Here is a 15688-nt window from a genome sequence, read left to right on the forward strand (position 1 = left end):
ATGTGAGCAAGGGTGTGGGTGGTTGGAATGTTCTCGCCGTTCTCGTACCGGCTGATCTCACGGCGAGTCACGGTGTCCCTGCCGGAGACCGTGTTAATCGCGGCTGCCTGCTGCTCCTGAGTGCGTCCAGCTTCCACACGAAGCCTGAGCAGCAGTTGGCCGAACGGCTCTGCGGAAATGAGTGTGCCCCCTGTCCGACGGCGTCGCCCCATGATGGCCGCTGAATTCCCCACAGGTTCCCCCTTGACAGGTTTTTCCCCCGAAGGTTTCCCCTGGGAAGAGGACTGGGAGAGCGGTGTCATTGGCCCCATGACCACATACCGAATGAGCATCGCTGAGCTCCCGACGATGGCTCTGGATGCCCACGACCCCCCGGACTCCCCCTGGCCGAGCCCCCACGTCAGTTCCGGGCTCAGCCAGGAGCTGCTCGACCGTGCTCTCGTCGGCTGGGAGCGTTTCCTCTCGTCCGTCGAAGAGGACTCCGATGACTGAGCGGTACGCGTACGTGCCGCATCGGCTCCTTCGCCGCCGGGTCCGCGATATCGCGTCCGGCGTCGAGGGAGAACTGATGGCCGTGATCAACGAGAACGTCTCGGACTCTGCCGTCCACGAATGCTGGGTGGAACTGGCCTACATCCGGGACGCGTCCGGCCGCGAGTTCACGACCGCAGCCCCCAACGTCGCGCCCGCCGACGCCCAGCCCCGGACGGCCGTCGGACGCTGAGAGATGAGGAGCGCGTAGCGATCTGGCGCGCTACCGGCTTCCGATGGGCTTGTGGGCGCTGTCTGGTGCGGGTTGGGCGGCCCCCGGCCCCGGATCGCTTCCGTGCCCGGCCCGGGCGCGGATCCTGCCGGTCCCCGGTGGTCAGGTGTCGGTCCCTGATGTCCACAGGCAGGCATAGGGAACTGGTGGACCGTTCCTTTGGGAGGTTCCCGCCGGTCCTTGTCTTTCCGGGGCGGGACGGCCTGTCAAGGGTGGCCGCAGGCCATCGCGCAGCGACGCGACCGAAGGGAGCGCCCTTGACAGGACGGCCCGACCCGGAGAGACAGTCGGACGGGCGGGAAACCCCCAAACCCTCCCTGATCAGCCTCCGCCGGAATCAGGCCCCACAGCACCCGAAGCCCCCGAACCCCCCGGCCCCTGCCCCGTCGACCCCCTCACCACCAGCTCCGGCTGGAAGACGTACTCCGTGCGCTGGACCGGGGTGCCGGCCACCGCCTCCAGGAGGGCTCCGACCGCCGCCGTCGCCATCGCGCGGACCGGCTGGCGGACCGTCGTCAGCGGTGGGTCGGTGAAGGCGATCAGCGGGGAGTCGTCGAAGCCGACCACCGACACGTCCTCCGGCACCCGCAGCCCCCTCTCGCGCGCCGCCCGTATGACGCCGAGCGCCATCGGGTCGCTCCCGCACACCACCCCCGTGCAGCCCCGGTCCAGCAGGGCGCCGCCGGCCGCGTGGCCGCCCTCGACCGTGAACAGGGTGCGCTGGATCAGGCCCTCCGACTCCGCGGACGGGCAGGCGGCCACGAAGCCCTGCTCCTTGCGGGCCGACGGCACGTACCGCGTCGGCCCGATCGCCAGGCCGATCCTCCGGTGCCCCAGGTCCTCCAGGTGCCGTACCGCCATATCGGCCGCGGCCCGGTCGTCCGGGGAGATGAACGGCGCGTTCACCTGCTCGTTGAAGCCGTTGATCAGGACGAACGGCGTACCGCGCGCCGCGAGCCGCTGGTAGCGCGAGGGGTCGGCGTGGGTGTCGGCGTGCAGGCCCGACAGGAACACGATGCCCGTGACCCCGCGTTCCTCGAGCTGCTCCACCAGTTCGTCCTCGGTGGCCCCGCCGGGCGTCTGCGTGCACAGCACCGGCGTGTACCCGTGCCCGGCCAGCGCCTGCTCGATGACCTGCGCGAACGCCGGGAAGATGGGGTTGGTCAGCTCCGGGATCAGCAGGCCCACCAAGCCGTTGCTGCGCCGCTTGAGCCGCACCGGCCGCTCGTAGCCCAGCAGGTCGAGCGCGGCCAGCACCTTGTGCCGGGTGCCGGCCGCCACGCCCGACTTGCCGTTGAGCACACGGCTGACCGTCGCCTCGCTGACCTGGGCCTGCGCGGCGATGTCCGTCAGCCGCAGCGGGGAAGTCACCCCTGCCACCACACCGCGGTGTCGGCGGGCAGGAGATCGCGGTCGGCGAGCTCCCCGCTCGCGAGGAGCACCGCGCCCGGCGCGGGCAGCCGTACGGCTTCGCCCGTCGTGTTGACGGTGCAGACGAAGCCCCCGCGGCGGAACGCCAGCACGCCCTCCGGGGCGGTCAGCCACTCCACGGCGTCGCCCGCGCCGAGGTCCGCGTGCTCGCGGCGGATCCGCAGCGCCGTCCGGTACAGCTCCAGCGTGGACTGCGGATCGCCGGTCTGCGCCTCGACGCTCAGGCCCGCCCACTCGGCCGGCTGAGGCAGCCAGCTGCCTCCGCTGCCGAAGCCGTACGGGGCCTGGTCGCCGGACCACGGGATCGGGACCCGGCAGCCGTCGCGCAGCCCGTCCTGGCCGTTCGCCTTGAAGAAGGAGGGGTCCTGGCGGACCTCGTCGGGCAGGTCCGTGACCTCGGGGAGGCCGAGCTCCTCGCCCTGGTAGACGTACGCCGACCCCGGCAGGGCCAGCATCAGCAGGGCGGCGGCCCGCGCCCGCTCGAGGCTGCCGAAGCGGGTGCGGTGGCGTACGACGTCGTGGTTGGACAGCACCCACGTGGTCGGTGCGCCGACGGGCCGCATCGAGTCGAGCGAGTCGTCGATGGCCTCGCGCAGCGCGGGCGCGTCCCAGCCGGTGCTCAGGTAGTGGAAGTTGAAGGCCTGGTGCAGCTCGTCGGGGCGCAGGTAGAGGGCGGTGCGGTCGGCGCTCGGTGTCCATGCCTCGGCGACGCCGATGCGGTCGCCCGCGTACTCGTCGAGGACGCGGCGCCAGGAGCGGTAGATCTCGTGGACGCCGTCCTGGTCGAAGAAGGGCAGCACCTGGTTGCCGAGCAGTTTGAGCTGCTCGTCGCGGCCGAGGTCGGGCAGGCCGGGGGCCTTGACCAGGCCGTGGGCGACGTCGATGCGGAAGCCGTCGGCGCCGAGGTCGAGCCAGAAGCGCAGGATGGAGCGGAACTCGTCCTGGACGGCGGGGTGTTCCCAGTTGAAGTCGGGCTGTTCGGGGGCGAAGAGGTGCAGGTACCACTCTCCGTCGGCGACGCGGGTCCAGGCCGGGCCGCCGAAGATGGACTCCCAGTCGTTGGGCGGCAGCTCGCCGTGCGCGCCTTGCCCCGGGCGGAAGTGGAAGCGCTCGCGCAGCGGGGTGCCGGGGCCTTCGCGCAGGGCCTGCTTGAACCATTCGTGCTGGTCGGAGCAGTGGTTGGGGACGAGGTCCACGATGATGCGCAGGTCCAGGGCGTGGGCCTCGCGGATGACGGCGTCGGCGTCGTGCAGGGTGCCGAACATCGGGTCGATGGCCCGGTAGTCGGCGACGTCGTAGCCCGCGTCGGCCTGCGGGGAGGCGTAGAAGGGGCTCAGCCAGACGGCGTCGACGCCCAGTTCCTTGAGGTAGGGCAGGCGGCTGCGGATGCCTTCGAGGTCCCCCATGCCGTCCCCGTTGGAGTCGGCGAAGCTGCGCGGATAGACCTGGTAGATCACCGCTTCTCTCCACCAGCCGGGCTGGGTGCCGGTGGAGGTGGGAAGTGCGTCGGCGAGGTGCTGGGTCATGTCGTCCTTGGAGAGATCGGGCCGGGGGTGAGAGGGGGCAGGCACGGGTGGTCAGCCCTTGGTGGCGCCTGCCGTCATTCCGGCGACGAGGTGACGCTGGGCGAAAACGAAGAAGATCGCCGCGGGGATGGCGATGAGGACCGAGGCGGCGCTCATCGCACCCCAGTTGGAGGTGTACTGGGTGACGAAGGTCTGCAGTCCGCCGGCCAGGGTGAGGTTCTCCTCGCCGACCATGAAGGCGGAGGCGTACGCGACTTCGCCCCATGCGGTGATGAAGGCGTAGAAGCCGGTGACGGCGAGGCCGGGCTTGGCGAGGGGCAGGATCAGCCGCCAGAAGGTGCCGAAGGGGTTGAGTCCGTCGACGCGGCCGGATTCGTCGATCTCCACCGGGATGGTGTCGAAGAAGCCCTTCATCATCCAGGCGCAGAACGGCACGGCGATGGTGAGGTAGGTGATGATCAGGCCGACGGGCTGGTTGAGCAGGCCGAGGTCGCCCATCAGGTTGTAGAGCGGGACGATGAGGATGGCCATCGGGAACATCTGCGTGATGAGCAGGGTCCACATCAGCGGCTTCATGCCGGGGAACTTGAAGCGGCTGACCGCGTATCCGGTGGTGGCGGCGATGAACACGCCGAGGACGGTGGTGACTCCGGCGACGAGGACCGAGTTGGCGAACCAGCTGAGGAAGTGGCTCTGCTCCAGCAGGTACGTGTAGTTGCCGAGGGTCGGTTCCTTGACGAAGTCCGTGCTGATCGCCTGCTCGGCCGGCTTGAGGGAGGTCAGCAGGATCCACAGCACCGGGAAGACGGCGATGACGGACGCCACGACGAGGGTGGCGTGCAGGCCGAAGGAGGCGAGCGGGGACCGGCTGCCCCGGCCGCGGGCGGCGGCCGTACGGGCGGCCGTACCGGCGGCGTTCGCACCGGCGGTGTTCGTACGGGCGGCGGCCTTGCGGGCGGTGTCCGCAGGGGACATGGTCACCACACCTCTCCCTGCTTGCGCAGCGAGCGCCGGTAGACCAGCGCGAAGATCATGAGCAGGGCGAGGATCAGTACGCCCCAGGTGGCGGAGCCGGCGAAGTCGCGCGGGCTCGCCACGAACGCCTCGCGGAAGGCCTGGGTCACGAGGATCTCGGTGGAGTCGCCCGGTCCGCCCCGGGTGAGCAGGAAGATCACCGGGAACATGTTGAAGGTCCAGATGGTGGAGAGCAGGATCACGGTCATGCTCACCGCGCGCAGGCCGGGCAGGGTGATGTGGCGGAACCGCTGCCAGGCGCTCGCGCCGTCCATCTCGGCGGCTTCGTAGAGCTCGCCGGGGATGGACTGGAGGCCGCCGAGGAGGGCGACCATCATGAAGGGGACGCCGAGCCAGACGTTGACGGCGATGACCGAGAACTTGGCCCAGGTCGGGTCGTCGAGCCACGGAACCGCCGAGAGACCCGTGATGCCGCCACCGTCGAGGATCTTGTTGAGGATGCCGTTGTCGCGGTTGAAGAGGAACCGCCAGGCGAAGACGGAGACGAAGCCGGGGACGGCCCAGGGCAGGATGAGCGCCATCCGGTAGGCGGCGCGGCCCCGGAAGTTCCGGTTGAGCATGTTGGCCAGGACGAGGCCGAGGGTGAAGGTGATGGACACGCACGCGACGGTCCACACTACCGTCCACACCAGCCGCTGCAGGAACACCGGGTCGCTGAGTACGGCCGCGTAGTTGTCGAGTCCGACGAACTCGTACGTGGCCTCGATGTGCCGGGCGCCGATGGTGCGCGAGACGTTGCGCTCGTTGGCGTCGGTCAGCGACAGGTAGATGCCCCGGATCAGCGGCCAGCCGATGATCACGCCGAGGACGAGCACCACCGGGGCGATCATCGCCCAGGCGTACCAGTGGGTGGCGAGGGCGCGCCTCAGTCCGCCTCTGTTCCCGCTGTCAGTCCTGCGGCTCCGGCCGCGGGCGGCGACGTCGTTCCCGACGCCGTCACCCGCGGCCTTCGCCACCGACTGGCTGGTGTGAGCAGCCATCTTGTCGTTACTTCCAACCCTTGAGGATCTTGCGGAACTCGGCGCCGGCCGCCTTGGCGGCGTCCTCGGGGCTCGAGGCTCCGGTGATCGCCTTGGTGTATTCGACCTTCAGCGGCTCGAAGAGGGAGCCGTTCTCCGGGATCCAGGCGCGCTCGACGGCCTTGTCCACGGCCGGCTTGAAGAACTGCACCATCTCGCTGCTCTTCACGTCGGGCTGCTCGTAGGCGGCGGTGCGGGTGGGGAGCAGGCTGAGCTCCTTGGCCGACTGCACCTGGACCTCCTGCGAGGTCATGTACTCGACGAAGGCGTGGGCGGCGTCGCGGTTCTTCGAACCGGCGTAGACGCCGAGGTCGTGGCCGCCCTGCGGGGCGCCCGCCTTGACCGAGCCGGCCGGGACGGCGGCGACGCCGAGGTTGGCCTTGTCCTTGAACTGGTCACCGGCGTAGGTGTCGGCGACGGCCCACGGACCGTTGATCATCATGGCCGCCTCGCCGGACTTGAAGGCCGTCTGCATGTTGGTCCAGCCGTCGGTGGCGTTGGTGACCGCCGCGCCCGAGGTGACCAGTTCGCGGGCGGTCTTGAAGGCCTTGACGCCGGCCGCGTTGTCGACGGTGACCGTCTTGTTCTTCGCGTCGACCAGGTCGCCGCCCTCGCCGTAGATCAGCGGGAGGAACCAGTAGGAGTCGTCGCCGCGCAGGTAGAGGCCGGCCTTGCCGGTCTTGGCCTTGATGGCCGCGGCGGCCGTCTTCAGCTCCTCGAGCGTCTTGGGGGGCTGGACGCCGGCGTCGGCGAGCATCTTCTTGTTGTAGAAGAGGCCGAGGGTGTCGATGACCTGCGGGACCGCGTAGGTCTTGCCCTCGTACTTGCCGCTGGCCGCGGCCTGCGGGAGGAACTCGGCGTCGACCTTCTTCGCCGTGTCGGAGGGGACCTCGTCGAGGTAGCCCAGCGAAGCGAAGTCGGCGACCCAGCCGACGTCGGCGCGGATCACGTCGGGGGCGTCGGAACCGCTGCTGAAGGCGTTCTTGACCTTGTTCTGCGCGTCGCCGTAGGGAACGTTGACGTACTTGACGGTCACCTTCGGGTGCTTCGCGGTGAACGCCTCGGCGATCTTCTGGAAGCTGGCCTTCTCGGCGTCGTTCGACGTGTCCCACCAGGTGACGGTGCCGGAAAGTTCGCCACCGGCCTTCGTCTCGCCGCTGTCGTCCTTGGTGTCACCACCGCAAGCCGTCGCCGCGAGCGCCAGGGCCGCGACCAGCGCGGTGGCCGCTATGCCACGCCGCATATGAACTCCTTCGATGATCCCGGCCGCGCCCTCGCGGTCCCGAGTTGCCAGGAACGTAACAAGGCTGAAAGAAGACCGAAAGGGCTTGCGGCAATTTTCTGCAAGACCGGCTGATCGTTACATCCACGTGTCCGGACGGTTGCCGCAGCTTGCTGGTAGTCGCGCGCACCTTCGCCCGCCCCGGGCCGCAACCACGGGGCGTGTGCTCGCGTTGACCCCGATATGACCCATGAGTCGACGGCCGTCCAGCTTGCAAGCGCTTCCAGCAACGCCGCCGCGAGCACCGGCTGGTGGCGTGATGCCGTCATCTACCAGGTGTACGTGAGGTCCTTCGCCGACAGTGACGGCGACGGCGTCGGGGACCTGCGCGGGGTGCGGGAGCGGCTCCCGCACCTGGCCCGGCTGGGGGTCGACGCCGTGTGGCTCACCCCCTTCTACGTCTCCCCGCAGGCCGACGGCGGCTACGACGTCGCCGACTACCGCGCCGTCGACCCGCTCTTCGGCGACCTCTCCGACGCCGACGACCTGGTACGGGCCGCGCACGCGCTGGGCCTGCGGGTCATCGTGGACGTGGTGCCGAACCACACCTCCGAGCAGCACCCCTGGTTCCGGGCCGCCCTCGCCGGGGACCCGCGGGCCCGGGCGCGCTACCACTTCCGCCCCGGCCGGGGGCCCGGCGGCGCCGAGCCCCCGAACGACTGGGAGTCCGTCTTCGGCGGCCCGGCCTGGACCCGCGTCGAGGACGGCTCCTGGTACCTGCACCTCTTCGCCCCCGAGCAGCCCGACCTGGACTGGGAGCATCCGGAGGTCGCCGCCGAGTTCGCCTCCGTGCTGCGCTTCTGGCTCGACCTCGGCGTCGACGGCTTCCGCGTGGACGTGGCCCACGGCATGGTCAAGGCCGCCGGCCTGCCCGACATCGGCCACGGAGCCCAGGCCACCCTCATCGGCACGCAGCCGCTCCCCTTCTTCGACCAGGACGGGGTCCACGAGATCCACCGCTCCTGGCGCCGCCTCCTCGACTCCTACGAGGGCCCGCGGATCGGCGTCGCCGAGGCCTGGGCGCCCACCTCCGAGCGCCTCGCCCGCTACGTCCGCCCCGACGAACTGCACCAGGCCTTCAACTTCCGCTTCCTGAACTGCCCGTGGGACACCACCGCCCTGCGGACCGTCATCGACGAGTCCCTGGCCGCCACCGCCTCGGTCGGGGCGCCCACCACCTGGGTGCTGTCCAACCACGACGTCGTACGCCACCGCACCCGCTACGGCAGCCTGGACCGGGCGCGGGCCGCCGCCCTGCTGATGCTGGCCCTGCCCGGGTCGGCGTACGTCTACCAGGGCGAGGAGCTCGGCCTCCCCGAGGTCACGGACCTGCCCGACGAGGTCCGCCAGGACCCCGCCTTCCTGCGCACCGCGGGACAGGACGGGCTGCGCGACGGCTGCCGGGTGCCGCTGCCCTGGTGCGGCGACCGGCCCCCGTACGGCTTCGGACCGGCCGGCGCCTGGCTGCCGCAGCCCGCCGGCTGGGGCGGGCTGAGCGTCGCCGCCCAGACCGGCGACCCGCACTCCACGCTCGAGCTGTACCGCGCCGCCCTGGAACTGCGCCGGGCCCTGCCCGGTCTCGGCTCCCCGGAGGCGGGCCCGCTGACCTGGCTGCCCGCGCCCGAGGGAGTGCTCCTCTTCACCCGGCCCGGCCTCGCCTGCACCCTCAACGGCCGGCCCGCCGCGGTCGAACTGCCCGCGCCCGGACGTCCCGTACTGTCCAGCGCGCCCGTCGAGACGGACGGCCGCACCGTGCTGCTGCCGGCGGACTCGTGCACGTGGTGGGCAATCTGAACGTGCGACCGGTACAGTCCAATCCCGTGACCGCACGGCTAGCCGACATCGCAGCCCAAGCGGGGGTCAGCGAAGCCACAGTCAGCCGCGTGCTCAACGGCAAGCCCGGTGTGGCCGCGGGCACCCGTGAATCCGTACTGGCCGCGCTCGACGTGCTCGGCTACGAACGGCCCGTACGGCTGCGCCAGCGCAGCGCGGGGCTCGTCGGCCTGATAACGCCCGAGCTGGACAACCCCATCTTCCCGGCGCTCGCCCAGGTCATCGGCCAGGCACTGACCCGGCAGGGGTACACGCCCGTGCTGGCCACGCAGACGCCCGGCGGGTCCACCGAGGACGAGCTGACCGAGATGCTCGTCGACCGCGGGGTCTCCGGGATCATCTTCGTCTCCGGTCTGCACGCCGACACCACCGCCGACATGGGCCGCTACGACCAACTGCGCGGCCAGGGCGTCCCGTACGTCCTCATCAACGGGTTCTCCGACAAGGTGCAGGCGCCCTTCGTCTCCCCCGACGACCGCGCGGCGATGCAGCTCGCGGTCACCCACCTGACGGCGCTGGGGCACACCCGGATCGGGCTGGCCGTCGGGCCCAAGCGCTTCGTGCCGGTGGTCCGCAAGATCGAGGGCTTCCGGCTCGGGATGAAGGAGCGGCTCGGGCTCGACGAGGCCGAGACCGAGGAGCTGATCCAGCACTCCCTGTACACCCTGGAGGGCGGCCAGGCCGCCGCGACCGCGCTGATCTCGCGGGGCTGCACGGCGGTGGTGTGCGCGAGCGACATGATGGCGCTCGGCGCGATCCGCGCCGCCCGGCAGCGGGGGCTGCGGGTGCCGCAGGACGTGTCGGTCGTCGGCTTCGACGACTCCCCCCTCATAGCGTTCACCGATCCGCCGCTCACCACCATCCGGCAGCCGGTGCAGGCCATGGGGCAGGCGGCGGTCCGGACCCTGCTGGAGGAGATCGGCGGTACGCCGGCCCCGCACAGCGAATTCGTCTTCCTGCCCGAGCTGGTGGTCCGCGGCTCCACGGCCTCGGGCCCCGGGCAGGCTCGGGGCCGGACTCGTCCGTAGGTCGGAGCGCAGGCGCCGAAGACCGTCCCGAGGGATGATCGGAGGCGAGATCGCATCTGGCAGACTCTCTCCCCATGGGTGAAGCGAGCGTGAAGACACTGGAAACTCGGACGGACGTCTCGTCGTCACCCCTCGTGACCGAGAGTGAGGTCCGGACGGGGCCCGAGCGCACCCTTCTGGCCCGGTTGCGCAGCCCCCGCCGTCCGCGGATCTGGTTCGAGATCCTGCTGATCGCCGTCAGCTACTGGACCTACTCGCTGATCCGCAACGCGGTGCCCGAGCAGAAGGCGGCCGCGCTCGCGAACGCCGACTGGATCTGGAACGCCGAGCGGAGCCTGGGCATCGCCGTCGAGCAGACGGTCAACCATGCGGTGAACTCCGTGACGTGGCTGGTCGTGGGCATGAACTACTACTACGCCACGCTCCACTTCATCGTGACCATCGGCGTGCTCGTGTGGATCTACCGTTTCCATCCCGGGCGGTACGCCGCCACCCGCCTGATCCTCTTCGCCACCACGGGCGTCGCCCTGGTCGGGTACTACCTGTACCCGCTCGCGCCGCCCCGGCTGATGAACGGGCAGGACTTCATCGACACCGTGCTGGTCCACCACACCTGGGGCTCCATGGCCTCCGGGAACCTCAAGCACATGTCGAACCAGTACGCGGCGATGCCGTCCATGCACATAGGGTGGTCGCTCTGGTGCGGTCTGACGATCTTCGCGGTCGCCTCCGCCCCCTGGGCCCGGATCCTGGGCCTGCTCTACCCGGCGGCGACCCTCGTCGTGATCGTGGCCACCGCCAACCACTTCTGGCTCGACGCCGTGGGCGGCATGCTCTGCCTGGCCTTCGGCTACACCGTGTCGGCGGCCTGGTTCCGCTCGCTCCCGCACCGGCTGCCGCGCCACCCCCAGCACGCGGGCCCGCATCCGGCGACGGCGCTGCTGAACCGTTTCCGGGGCTAACGGCCCCTTACCCCAGCCCCTCGGACCCGCTCCCCCTCCTCCTCACCGGTGCGTGACGCGCCCGCCGGACATCGTGAGGCGGACCGGGGCCTCGGCCAGCTCGTCCACCCCCGCCGTGACCGGGTCGAGCGCGAAGGCCGTCAGATCCGCCCGCCGGCCGGCCGCGATCCGGCCCGCCACCTGCTCCTCCCCGGCCGCGAGCGCCGCGTGTGAGGTCATGCCCTCCAGGGCCATCAGCCCGGTCAGGGCCGGTCCGGCCGCGGCCGCGCCGAGAGGGGCGCGGGCGGCCACGAGGATCCGGCGGGCGTCGTAGTGGGCGATGGGCCAGTCGGAGCCGAGCGCGAGGACCGCTCCCGCGTCCCGCAGGTCCCGGCAGCGCCAGGCACGCCCGGCCCGCTCCTCCCCCAGCCGCCTGGACCACTCGTCGGTGTGGTCGGCGCGGGTGTACGCGGCGTGCGGCGGCTGCATCGAGGCGATCACCCCGAGCTCCGCGAACCGCTTCAGCTGGTCGTCGGGGACGGTCTCGACGTGCTCGATGCGGTGCCGCATGCGGGCCTGTCCGCCGAGTGCGGCGACCGTGTCGAGGACGTGGCGGACCGCCGCGTCGCCGATGGCGTGGGTCGCGGTGCGCACCCCGGCCGCGTCGAGGACCCGGACGGCGCGGGCGTAGGCCTGCGGGTCGGGCCAGAAGGCGTCGGTGCCCTGGCCGTGGCAGTCGGCGTGCTCCAGCCAGGCGGTGCCGCCCTCGACGGTGCCGTCCATGAAGAACTTCACGCCGCCGACCCGCCAGTGCCGGCCGGCCAGGCCCTGGAGCCCGATCAGCCCGGCGAGTTCTTCTTCGTCCGCGCCCGGCATGCACCAGGGGGCCAGGCTCAGCCGCAGGGGCAGGTCGCCCTCGTACTCGACGGTCGACAGGAGGGCCGGTACGTCTCCGTCGCCGAGGTCCATGACGTGGGCGCCGGTCAGTCCGGTGGCGGCCATGGACCGCAGGAGGGCGACGAGGCGGGTGCGGCGTTCGACGGGGGCGGGCTTGGGGACCAGGGCTGCGACCAGCTCCATCGCGGCGTGCTCGACGAGGTGTCCGGTGGGGCGCCCGGCCGCGTCGCAGACGATGGCGGAGCGCTGGGCGAAGGTGCGGGGGCCGGTGATGCCGGCGGCGGCCAGGGCCGGACCGCTGGCGAGCGCGGAGTGGCCGTCGTAGAGGCGCAGGAAGGCGGGGGCGCCGTCCAGGACGTCCTCGATCAGGGCGCGGTCGACGGGCTGTCCGCCGAAGGCGTTGTGGTCGAGCCCGTGGCCGACGACCCAGCCCTTGCTGCGCTCGGCGGTCCGCAGCACGGCCCGCAGCCGGCCGATGTCGCGTACGGCGGAGAGGTCGGTGCCGGTGGCCATCTCGATGCCCCAGACGGGGTGGCTGTGGGCGTCGGTGAGGCCGGGGGTGAGGGTGGCGCCGCCGAGGTCGATCACCTCGGTGCCGGGGCCGCGCCAGTCCCGTACGTCGGCCTCGTCGCCGACGGCGGCGATCAGCCCGCCCCGGACGGCGACGGCACGGGCCTCGGGGCGGCGGGGGTCGAGGGTGCGGACGCGGGCTCCGGTGAGGACGGTGTCGGCAGCGGGCACTGGTCTGCTCCTTCGGGGGCGGCGAGTGGGGGGCGGGGGCTCGGCGACGGGCGGGGCGGGGCCGGGGGCGGGGGCCCGCGCGGAACCGGATGCCGCCGCGGGCTGCCCGCCGCCCGGCCCTACGCCCCGTAGAACAGCTCGTCCACCACCGCGCGGGCGCGGCGCGTGATGCGCCGGTAGTCGTCCAGCATCTCGCCGACCGTGCCCTCCGCGTAGCCGAGGTAGCGGCCCACCGCCGCCAGTTCGCGGGCCTCGGAGGGGAAGGTGTCCCCGGCGCGGCCCCGCACCAGCATCACCGCGTTGCGGACCCGGGTGGCCAGCACCCAGGCCTCGTCCAGGATCTGCGCCTCCTCGGTCGGGATCAGCCCGGCCGCGTGGGCGGCGGCCAGGGCTTCCCGGGTGCGGGTCGTGCGCAGGCCCGGTTCGGCCCAGGCGTGCCGCATCTGGATCAGCTGGACGGTCCACTCGACGTCGCTGAGGCCGCCGCGGCCGAGTTTGGTGTGCAGGGTCGGGTCGGCGCCGCGCGGCAGCCGCTCCGATTCCATCCGGGCCTTGAGCCGTCGGATCTCCCGTACGGCGTCCTCGCCGAGCCCCTCCACCGGGTAGCGCAGCGGGTCGACCAGCTCGATGAACCGCCGGCCCAGGTCGGTGTCGCCCGCGACCGGTTCGGCACGCAGCAGGGCCTGGCTCTCCCAGGTCAGGGACCAGCGCCGGTAGTACGCGGCGTACGAGGCCAGGGTGCGCACGAGCGGGCCGGAACGGCCCTCGGGGCGCAGGTCGGCGTCGATGAGCAGCGGCGGGTCCGCGGTGGGCAGTTGGAGCAGGCGGCGCATCTCGGCGATGACGGTCTGGGCGGCCTTCGCGGCTTCCTGTTCGTCGACGCCCTCGCGGGGTTCGTGGACGAACAGGACGTCGGCGTCGGATCCGTAGGCCAGTTCGTGGCCGCCGAAGCGGCCGACGCCGATGACGGCGAAGCGGGTGGGCAGGGTGTCGCCCCAGTGGGTGCCGACGGCGGCGCGCAGGGCGCCCGCGACGGTGGCGGCGGTGAGGTCGGAGACGGCTCCGCCGACCCGGTCGACGAGGGCTCCGTGGTCCTCCTCGGCCGGGCTGTCCTCCGTACCGTACGAGCGGATGATGTCGGCGGCGGTGGTGCGGAACAGCTCGCGGCGGCGGACCCCGCGGGCCGCGGCGACGCCGGCCTCGGGCGTTTCGGCGCGGCCGACGGCGGCGAGGACCTCCTGCTCCAGGGCCTCGTGGCTGCGGGGCTGGAGGCCCTCGGGGTCGCCCAGCAGGGCGACGGCCTCGGGGGCGCGCATCAGCAGGTCGGGGGCGAGCCGGCCGGCGGACAGGACACGGGCGAGGTTCTCGGCGGCGGCCCCCTCGTCGCGCAGCAGCCGCAGGTACCAGGGGGTCTTGCCGAGGGCGTCGGAGACCTTGCGGAAGCCGAGCAGCCCGGCGTCCGGGTCGGCGGAGTCGGCGAACCAGCCGAGCATGACCGGCAGCAGGGTGCGCTGGATGGCTGCCTTGCGGGTGACGCCGGAGGCGAGGGCCTCGAGGTGGCGCAGGGCCGCGGCCGGGTCCGCGTAGCCGAGGGCTTCGAGGCGCTGGCCGGCGGCGCGCGGGGAGAGCCGGGTCTCGCCGGGGGTGAGCTGGGCGACGGCGTCGAGGAGCGGCCGGTAGAAGAGCTTCTCGTGCAGGCGGCGCACGACGGAGGCGTGGCGGCGCCAGGCCTTGTTGAGTTCGGCGACGGGTTCGGTGCGCAGGCCCATGGAGCGGCCCAGGCGGCGCAGGTCCTGCTCGTCCTCGGGGACGAGGTGGGTGCGGCGCAGCCGGTAGAGCTGGATGCGGTGCTCCATGGTGCGCAGGAAGCGGTACGCGTCGTGGAGCTGGGCCGCGTCGGCGCGGCCGACGTAGCCGCCGGCGGCGAGGGCGTGCAGGGCGTCGAGGGTGGTGCCGGAGTGCAGGGTGGCGTCGCTGCGGCCGTGCACGAGCTGGAGCAGCTGGACGGCGAACTCGACGTCGCGCAGGCCGCCGGGGCCGAGCTTGAGCTCGCGGTCGACCTGGGCGGCGGGGATGTTGTCGACGACGCGGCGGCGCATCTTCTGGACGTCGGCGACGAAGTTCTCGCGCTCGGCGGCCTGCCAGACCAGGGGGCTTATGGCCTCGATGTACTGGGCGCCGAGGTCGGGGTCGCCGGCGACGGCGCGGGCCTTGAGGAGGGCCTGGAACTCCCAGGTCTTGGCCCAGCGCTGGTAGTAGGCGAGGTGGGAGGAGAGAGTGCGGACGAGCGGACCGTTTCTGCCCTCGGGGCGGAGGTTGGCGTCGACGGGCCAGATGGTGCCCTCGACGGTGGTCTCGGAGCAGATCCGCATGAGGTGGGAGGCCAGGCGGGTGGCGGCCTGGAGGCCCTTGCCCTCGTCGGTGCCGGGGGTGGCCTCCCCGACGAAGATGACGTCGACGTCGGAGACGTAGTTGAGCTCGTTGCCGCCGCACTTGCCCATCGCGATGACGGCGAGCCGGCACTGGGCGGCGTCCTGGGGGGCGGCGGCGCTCGCGATGCGCAGGGCGGCGCGGAGGGTGGCGGTGGCGAGGTCGGCGAGCTCGGCGGCGGTCTGGGCGATGTCTATCGTGCCGCAGACGTCGCGGGCGGCGATGGAGAGCAGGCAGCGGCGGTAGGAGACGCGCAGGGCGACGGGGTCGTGGGCGTCGGCGAGGCCGCGCTCGAACTCGGGGAGCCCGGGGTGCAGGTCGGCGGCCTCGTACGTGACGAGGGCGTGCCAGTCGCGGGGGTGGCGGGCGAGGTGGTCGCCGATGGCCTCGGAGGCGCCGAGCACTCCGAGCAGGCGGTCGCGCAGCGGCTTGGCGCTGACGAGGGTGTCGAGGAGCAGGGACAGTTCCTCGGGCGGCTGTGCCTCGGCGAGCCGGACGAGTCCGAGGAGGGCCAGGTCGGGGTCGGCGGTGGCGCCGAGGGCGTCGAGCAGCACGGGGTCGGCGCGTACGGAGGCCAGCGCGTCGGCGTCGAGCAGCCGGGCGGCGGCCGAGGGGTCGGTGAATCCGCTGCGGAGCAGCCGGATGAAGGTGCTGCTCCTGCGTCCCGGGACTGTCATCCCGCCGCCTCCCGCGGTCGTCGCTGCCACTGCCCTGGCGTACCTCCAGGTGAGCCTAGCCGGAGCAGGCGTTCGACTCACCGGG

At 72.2% G+C, this 15688-nt stretch carries 12 protein-coding genes and 1 pseudogene; 5 read left to right on the top strand and 8 right to left on the bottom strand.

The genetic code is table 11. The annotated features are described in order from the left end of the window. Positions 1-29: 29 nt before the first annotated feature. Positions 30-332 (bottom strand): annotated as a pseudogene (locus tag ACTVZO_RS12825) (hypothetical protein); the annotation flags it as partial. Here ACTVZO_RS12825 and ACTVZO_RS12830 point away from each other — a divergent pair. Continuing rightward, on the top strand, positions 310-492 hold the full coding sequence (locus ACTVZO_RS12830) for a hypothetical protein (RefSeq protein WP_443303431.1): 183 nt from the start codon (positions 310-312) through the stop codon (positions 490-492). The pseudogene ACTVZO_RS12825 and the gene ACTVZO_RS12830 overlap by 23 nt on opposite strands. After that, a complete protein-coding gene (locus tag ACTVZO_RS12835; protein ID WP_443298493.1) occupies positions 485-724 on the top strand; it encodes a hypothetical protein in 240 nt (79 codons plus the stop codon). The genes ACTVZO_RS12830 and ACTVZO_RS12835 overlap by 8 nt, the downstream gene beginning before the upstream one ends. 360 nt (positions 725-1084) lie before the next feature. Here the strand turns inward: ACTVZO_RS12835 and ACTVZO_RS12840 are convergent, their stop codons facing one another. Genes ACTVZO_RS12840 through ACTVZO_RS12860 form a run of 5 tightly spaced genes read right to left on the bottom strand, consistent with a single transcriptional unit; the run spans position 1085 to position 7017 of the window. Further along, entirely contained in the window at positions 1085-2146 is a 1062-nt protein-coding gene (locus ACTVZO_RS12840; protein ID WP_443298494.1) for a LacI family DNA-binding transcriptional regulator, read from the bottom strand. Then, complete coding sequence (locus ACTVZO_RS12845) at positions 2131-3720, bottom strand: glycoside hydrolase family 13 protein (protein WP_443298495.1); 1590 nt, start codon at positions 3718-3720, stop codon at positions 2131-2133. The genes ACTVZO_RS12840 and ACTVZO_RS12845 overlap by 16 nt, the downstream gene beginning before the upstream one ends. A 51-nt stretch (positions 3721-3771) precedes the next feature. Further along, a complete protein-coding gene (locus tag ACTVZO_RS12850) occupies positions 3772-4695 on the bottom strand; it encodes a sugar ABC transporter permease (protein WP_443303150.1) in 924 nt (307 codons plus the stop codon). 2 nt (positions 4696-4697) lie between these two features. Beyond that, positions 4698-5735, bottom strand: coding sequence for a carbohydrate ABC transporter permease (locus ACTVZO_RS12855; protein WP_443298496.1), 1038 nt, complete (start codon positions 5733-5735; stop codon positions 4698-4700). 7 nt (positions 5736-5742) lie between these two features. Next, positions 5743-7017, bottom strand: coding sequence for an extracellular solute-binding protein (locus ACTVZO_RS12860; protein WP_443298497.1), 1275 nt, complete (start codon positions 7015-7017; stop codon positions 5743-5745). A gap of 222 nt (positions 7018-7239) precedes the next feature. Between ACTVZO_RS12860 and ACTVZO_RS12865 the strand changes: the two genes are divergently transcribed. From ACTVZO_RS12865 to ACTVZO_RS12875, 3 genes are all read left to right on the top strand, one after another. Then, positions 7240-8850 (top strand): glycoside hydrolase family 13 protein, encoded by a 1611-nt coding sequence (locus ACTVZO_RS12865; protein WP_443298498.1) that lies wholly within the window; start codon positions 7240-7242, stop codon positions 8848-8850. A gap of 26 nt (positions 8851-8876) precedes the next feature. Next, a complete protein-coding gene (locus tag ACTVZO_RS12870; protein ID WP_443298499.1) occupies positions 8877-9917 on the top strand; it encodes a LacI family DNA-binding transcriptional regulator in 1041 nt (346 codons plus the stop codon). Between the two features lie 74 nt (positions 9918-9991). Next, complete coding sequence (locus tag ACTVZO_RS12875; protein WP_443298500.1) at positions 9992-10879, top strand: phosphatase PAP2 family protein; 888 nt, start codon at positions 9992-9994, stop codon at positions 10877-10879. Between the two features lie 42 nt (positions 10880-10921). Here ACTVZO_RS12875 and ACTVZO_RS12880 read toward each other — a convergent pair whose 3' ends face one another. Continuing rightward, positions 10922-12496 carry an amidohydrolase gene (locus ACTVZO_RS12880; protein ID WP_443298501.1) on the bottom strand — a complete coding sequence of 525 codons (1575 nt, stop codon included), beginning with the start codon at positions 12494-12496 and terminating at the stop codon, positions 10922-10924. Between the two features lie 119 nt (positions 12497-12615). Then, positions 12616-15603, bottom strand: coding sequence for a bifunctional [glutamine synthetase] adenylyltransferase/[glutamine synthetase]-adenylyl-L-tyrosine phosphorylase (locus ACTVZO_RS12885; protein WP_443298502.1), 2988 nt, complete (start codon positions 15601-15603; stop codon positions 12616-12618). Positions 15604-15688 lie beyond the last annotated feature (85 nt).

It is taken from the genome of Streptomyces sp. IBSNAI002 (assembly GCF_052244475.1).
Classification (GTDB): domain Bacteria; phylum Actinomycetota; class Actinomycetes; order Streptomycetales; family Streptomycetaceae; genus Streptomyces.

Bases quoted from the DNA above. Each gene is read 5' to 3' on its own strand.
- ACTVZO_RS12835 (WP_443298493.1), top strand. From the start codon at position 485: ATGACTGAGCGGTACGCGTACGTGCCGCATCGGCTCCTTCGCCGCCGG.
- ACTVZO_RS12885 (WP_443298502.1), bottom strand. From the start codon at position 15,603: ATGACAGTCCCGGGACGCAGGAGCAGCACCTTCATCCGGCTGCTCCGC.
- ACTVZO_RS12845 (WP_443298495.1), bottom strand. From the start codon at position 3,720: ATGACCCAGCACCTCGCCGACGCACTTCCCACCTCCACCGGCACCCAG.
- ACTVZO_RS12850 (WP_443303150.1), bottom strand. From the start codon at position 4,695: ATGTCCCCTGCGGACACCGCCCGCAAGGCCGCCGCCCGTACGAACACC.
- ACTVZO_RS12865 (WP_443298498.1), top strand. From the start codon at position 7,240: ATGACCCATGAGTCGACGGCCGTCCAGCTTGCAAGCGCTTCCAGCAAC.
- ACTVZO_RS12855 (WP_443298496.1), bottom strand. From the start codon at position 5,735: ATGGCTGCTCACACCAGCCAGTCGGTGGCGAAGGCCGCGGGTGACGGC.
- ACTVZO_RS12860 (WP_443298497.1), bottom strand. From the start codon at position 7,017: ATGCGGCGTGGCATAGCGGCCACCGCGCTGGTCGCGGCCCTGGCGCTC.
- ACTVZO_RS12875 (WP_443298500.1), top strand. From the start codon at position 9,992: ATGGGTGAAGCGAGCGTGAAGACACTGGAAACTCGGACGGACGTCTCG.
- ACTVZO_RS12830 (WP_443303431.1), top strand. From the start codon at position 310: ATGACCACATACCGAATGAGCATCGCTGAGCTCCCGACGATGGCTCTG.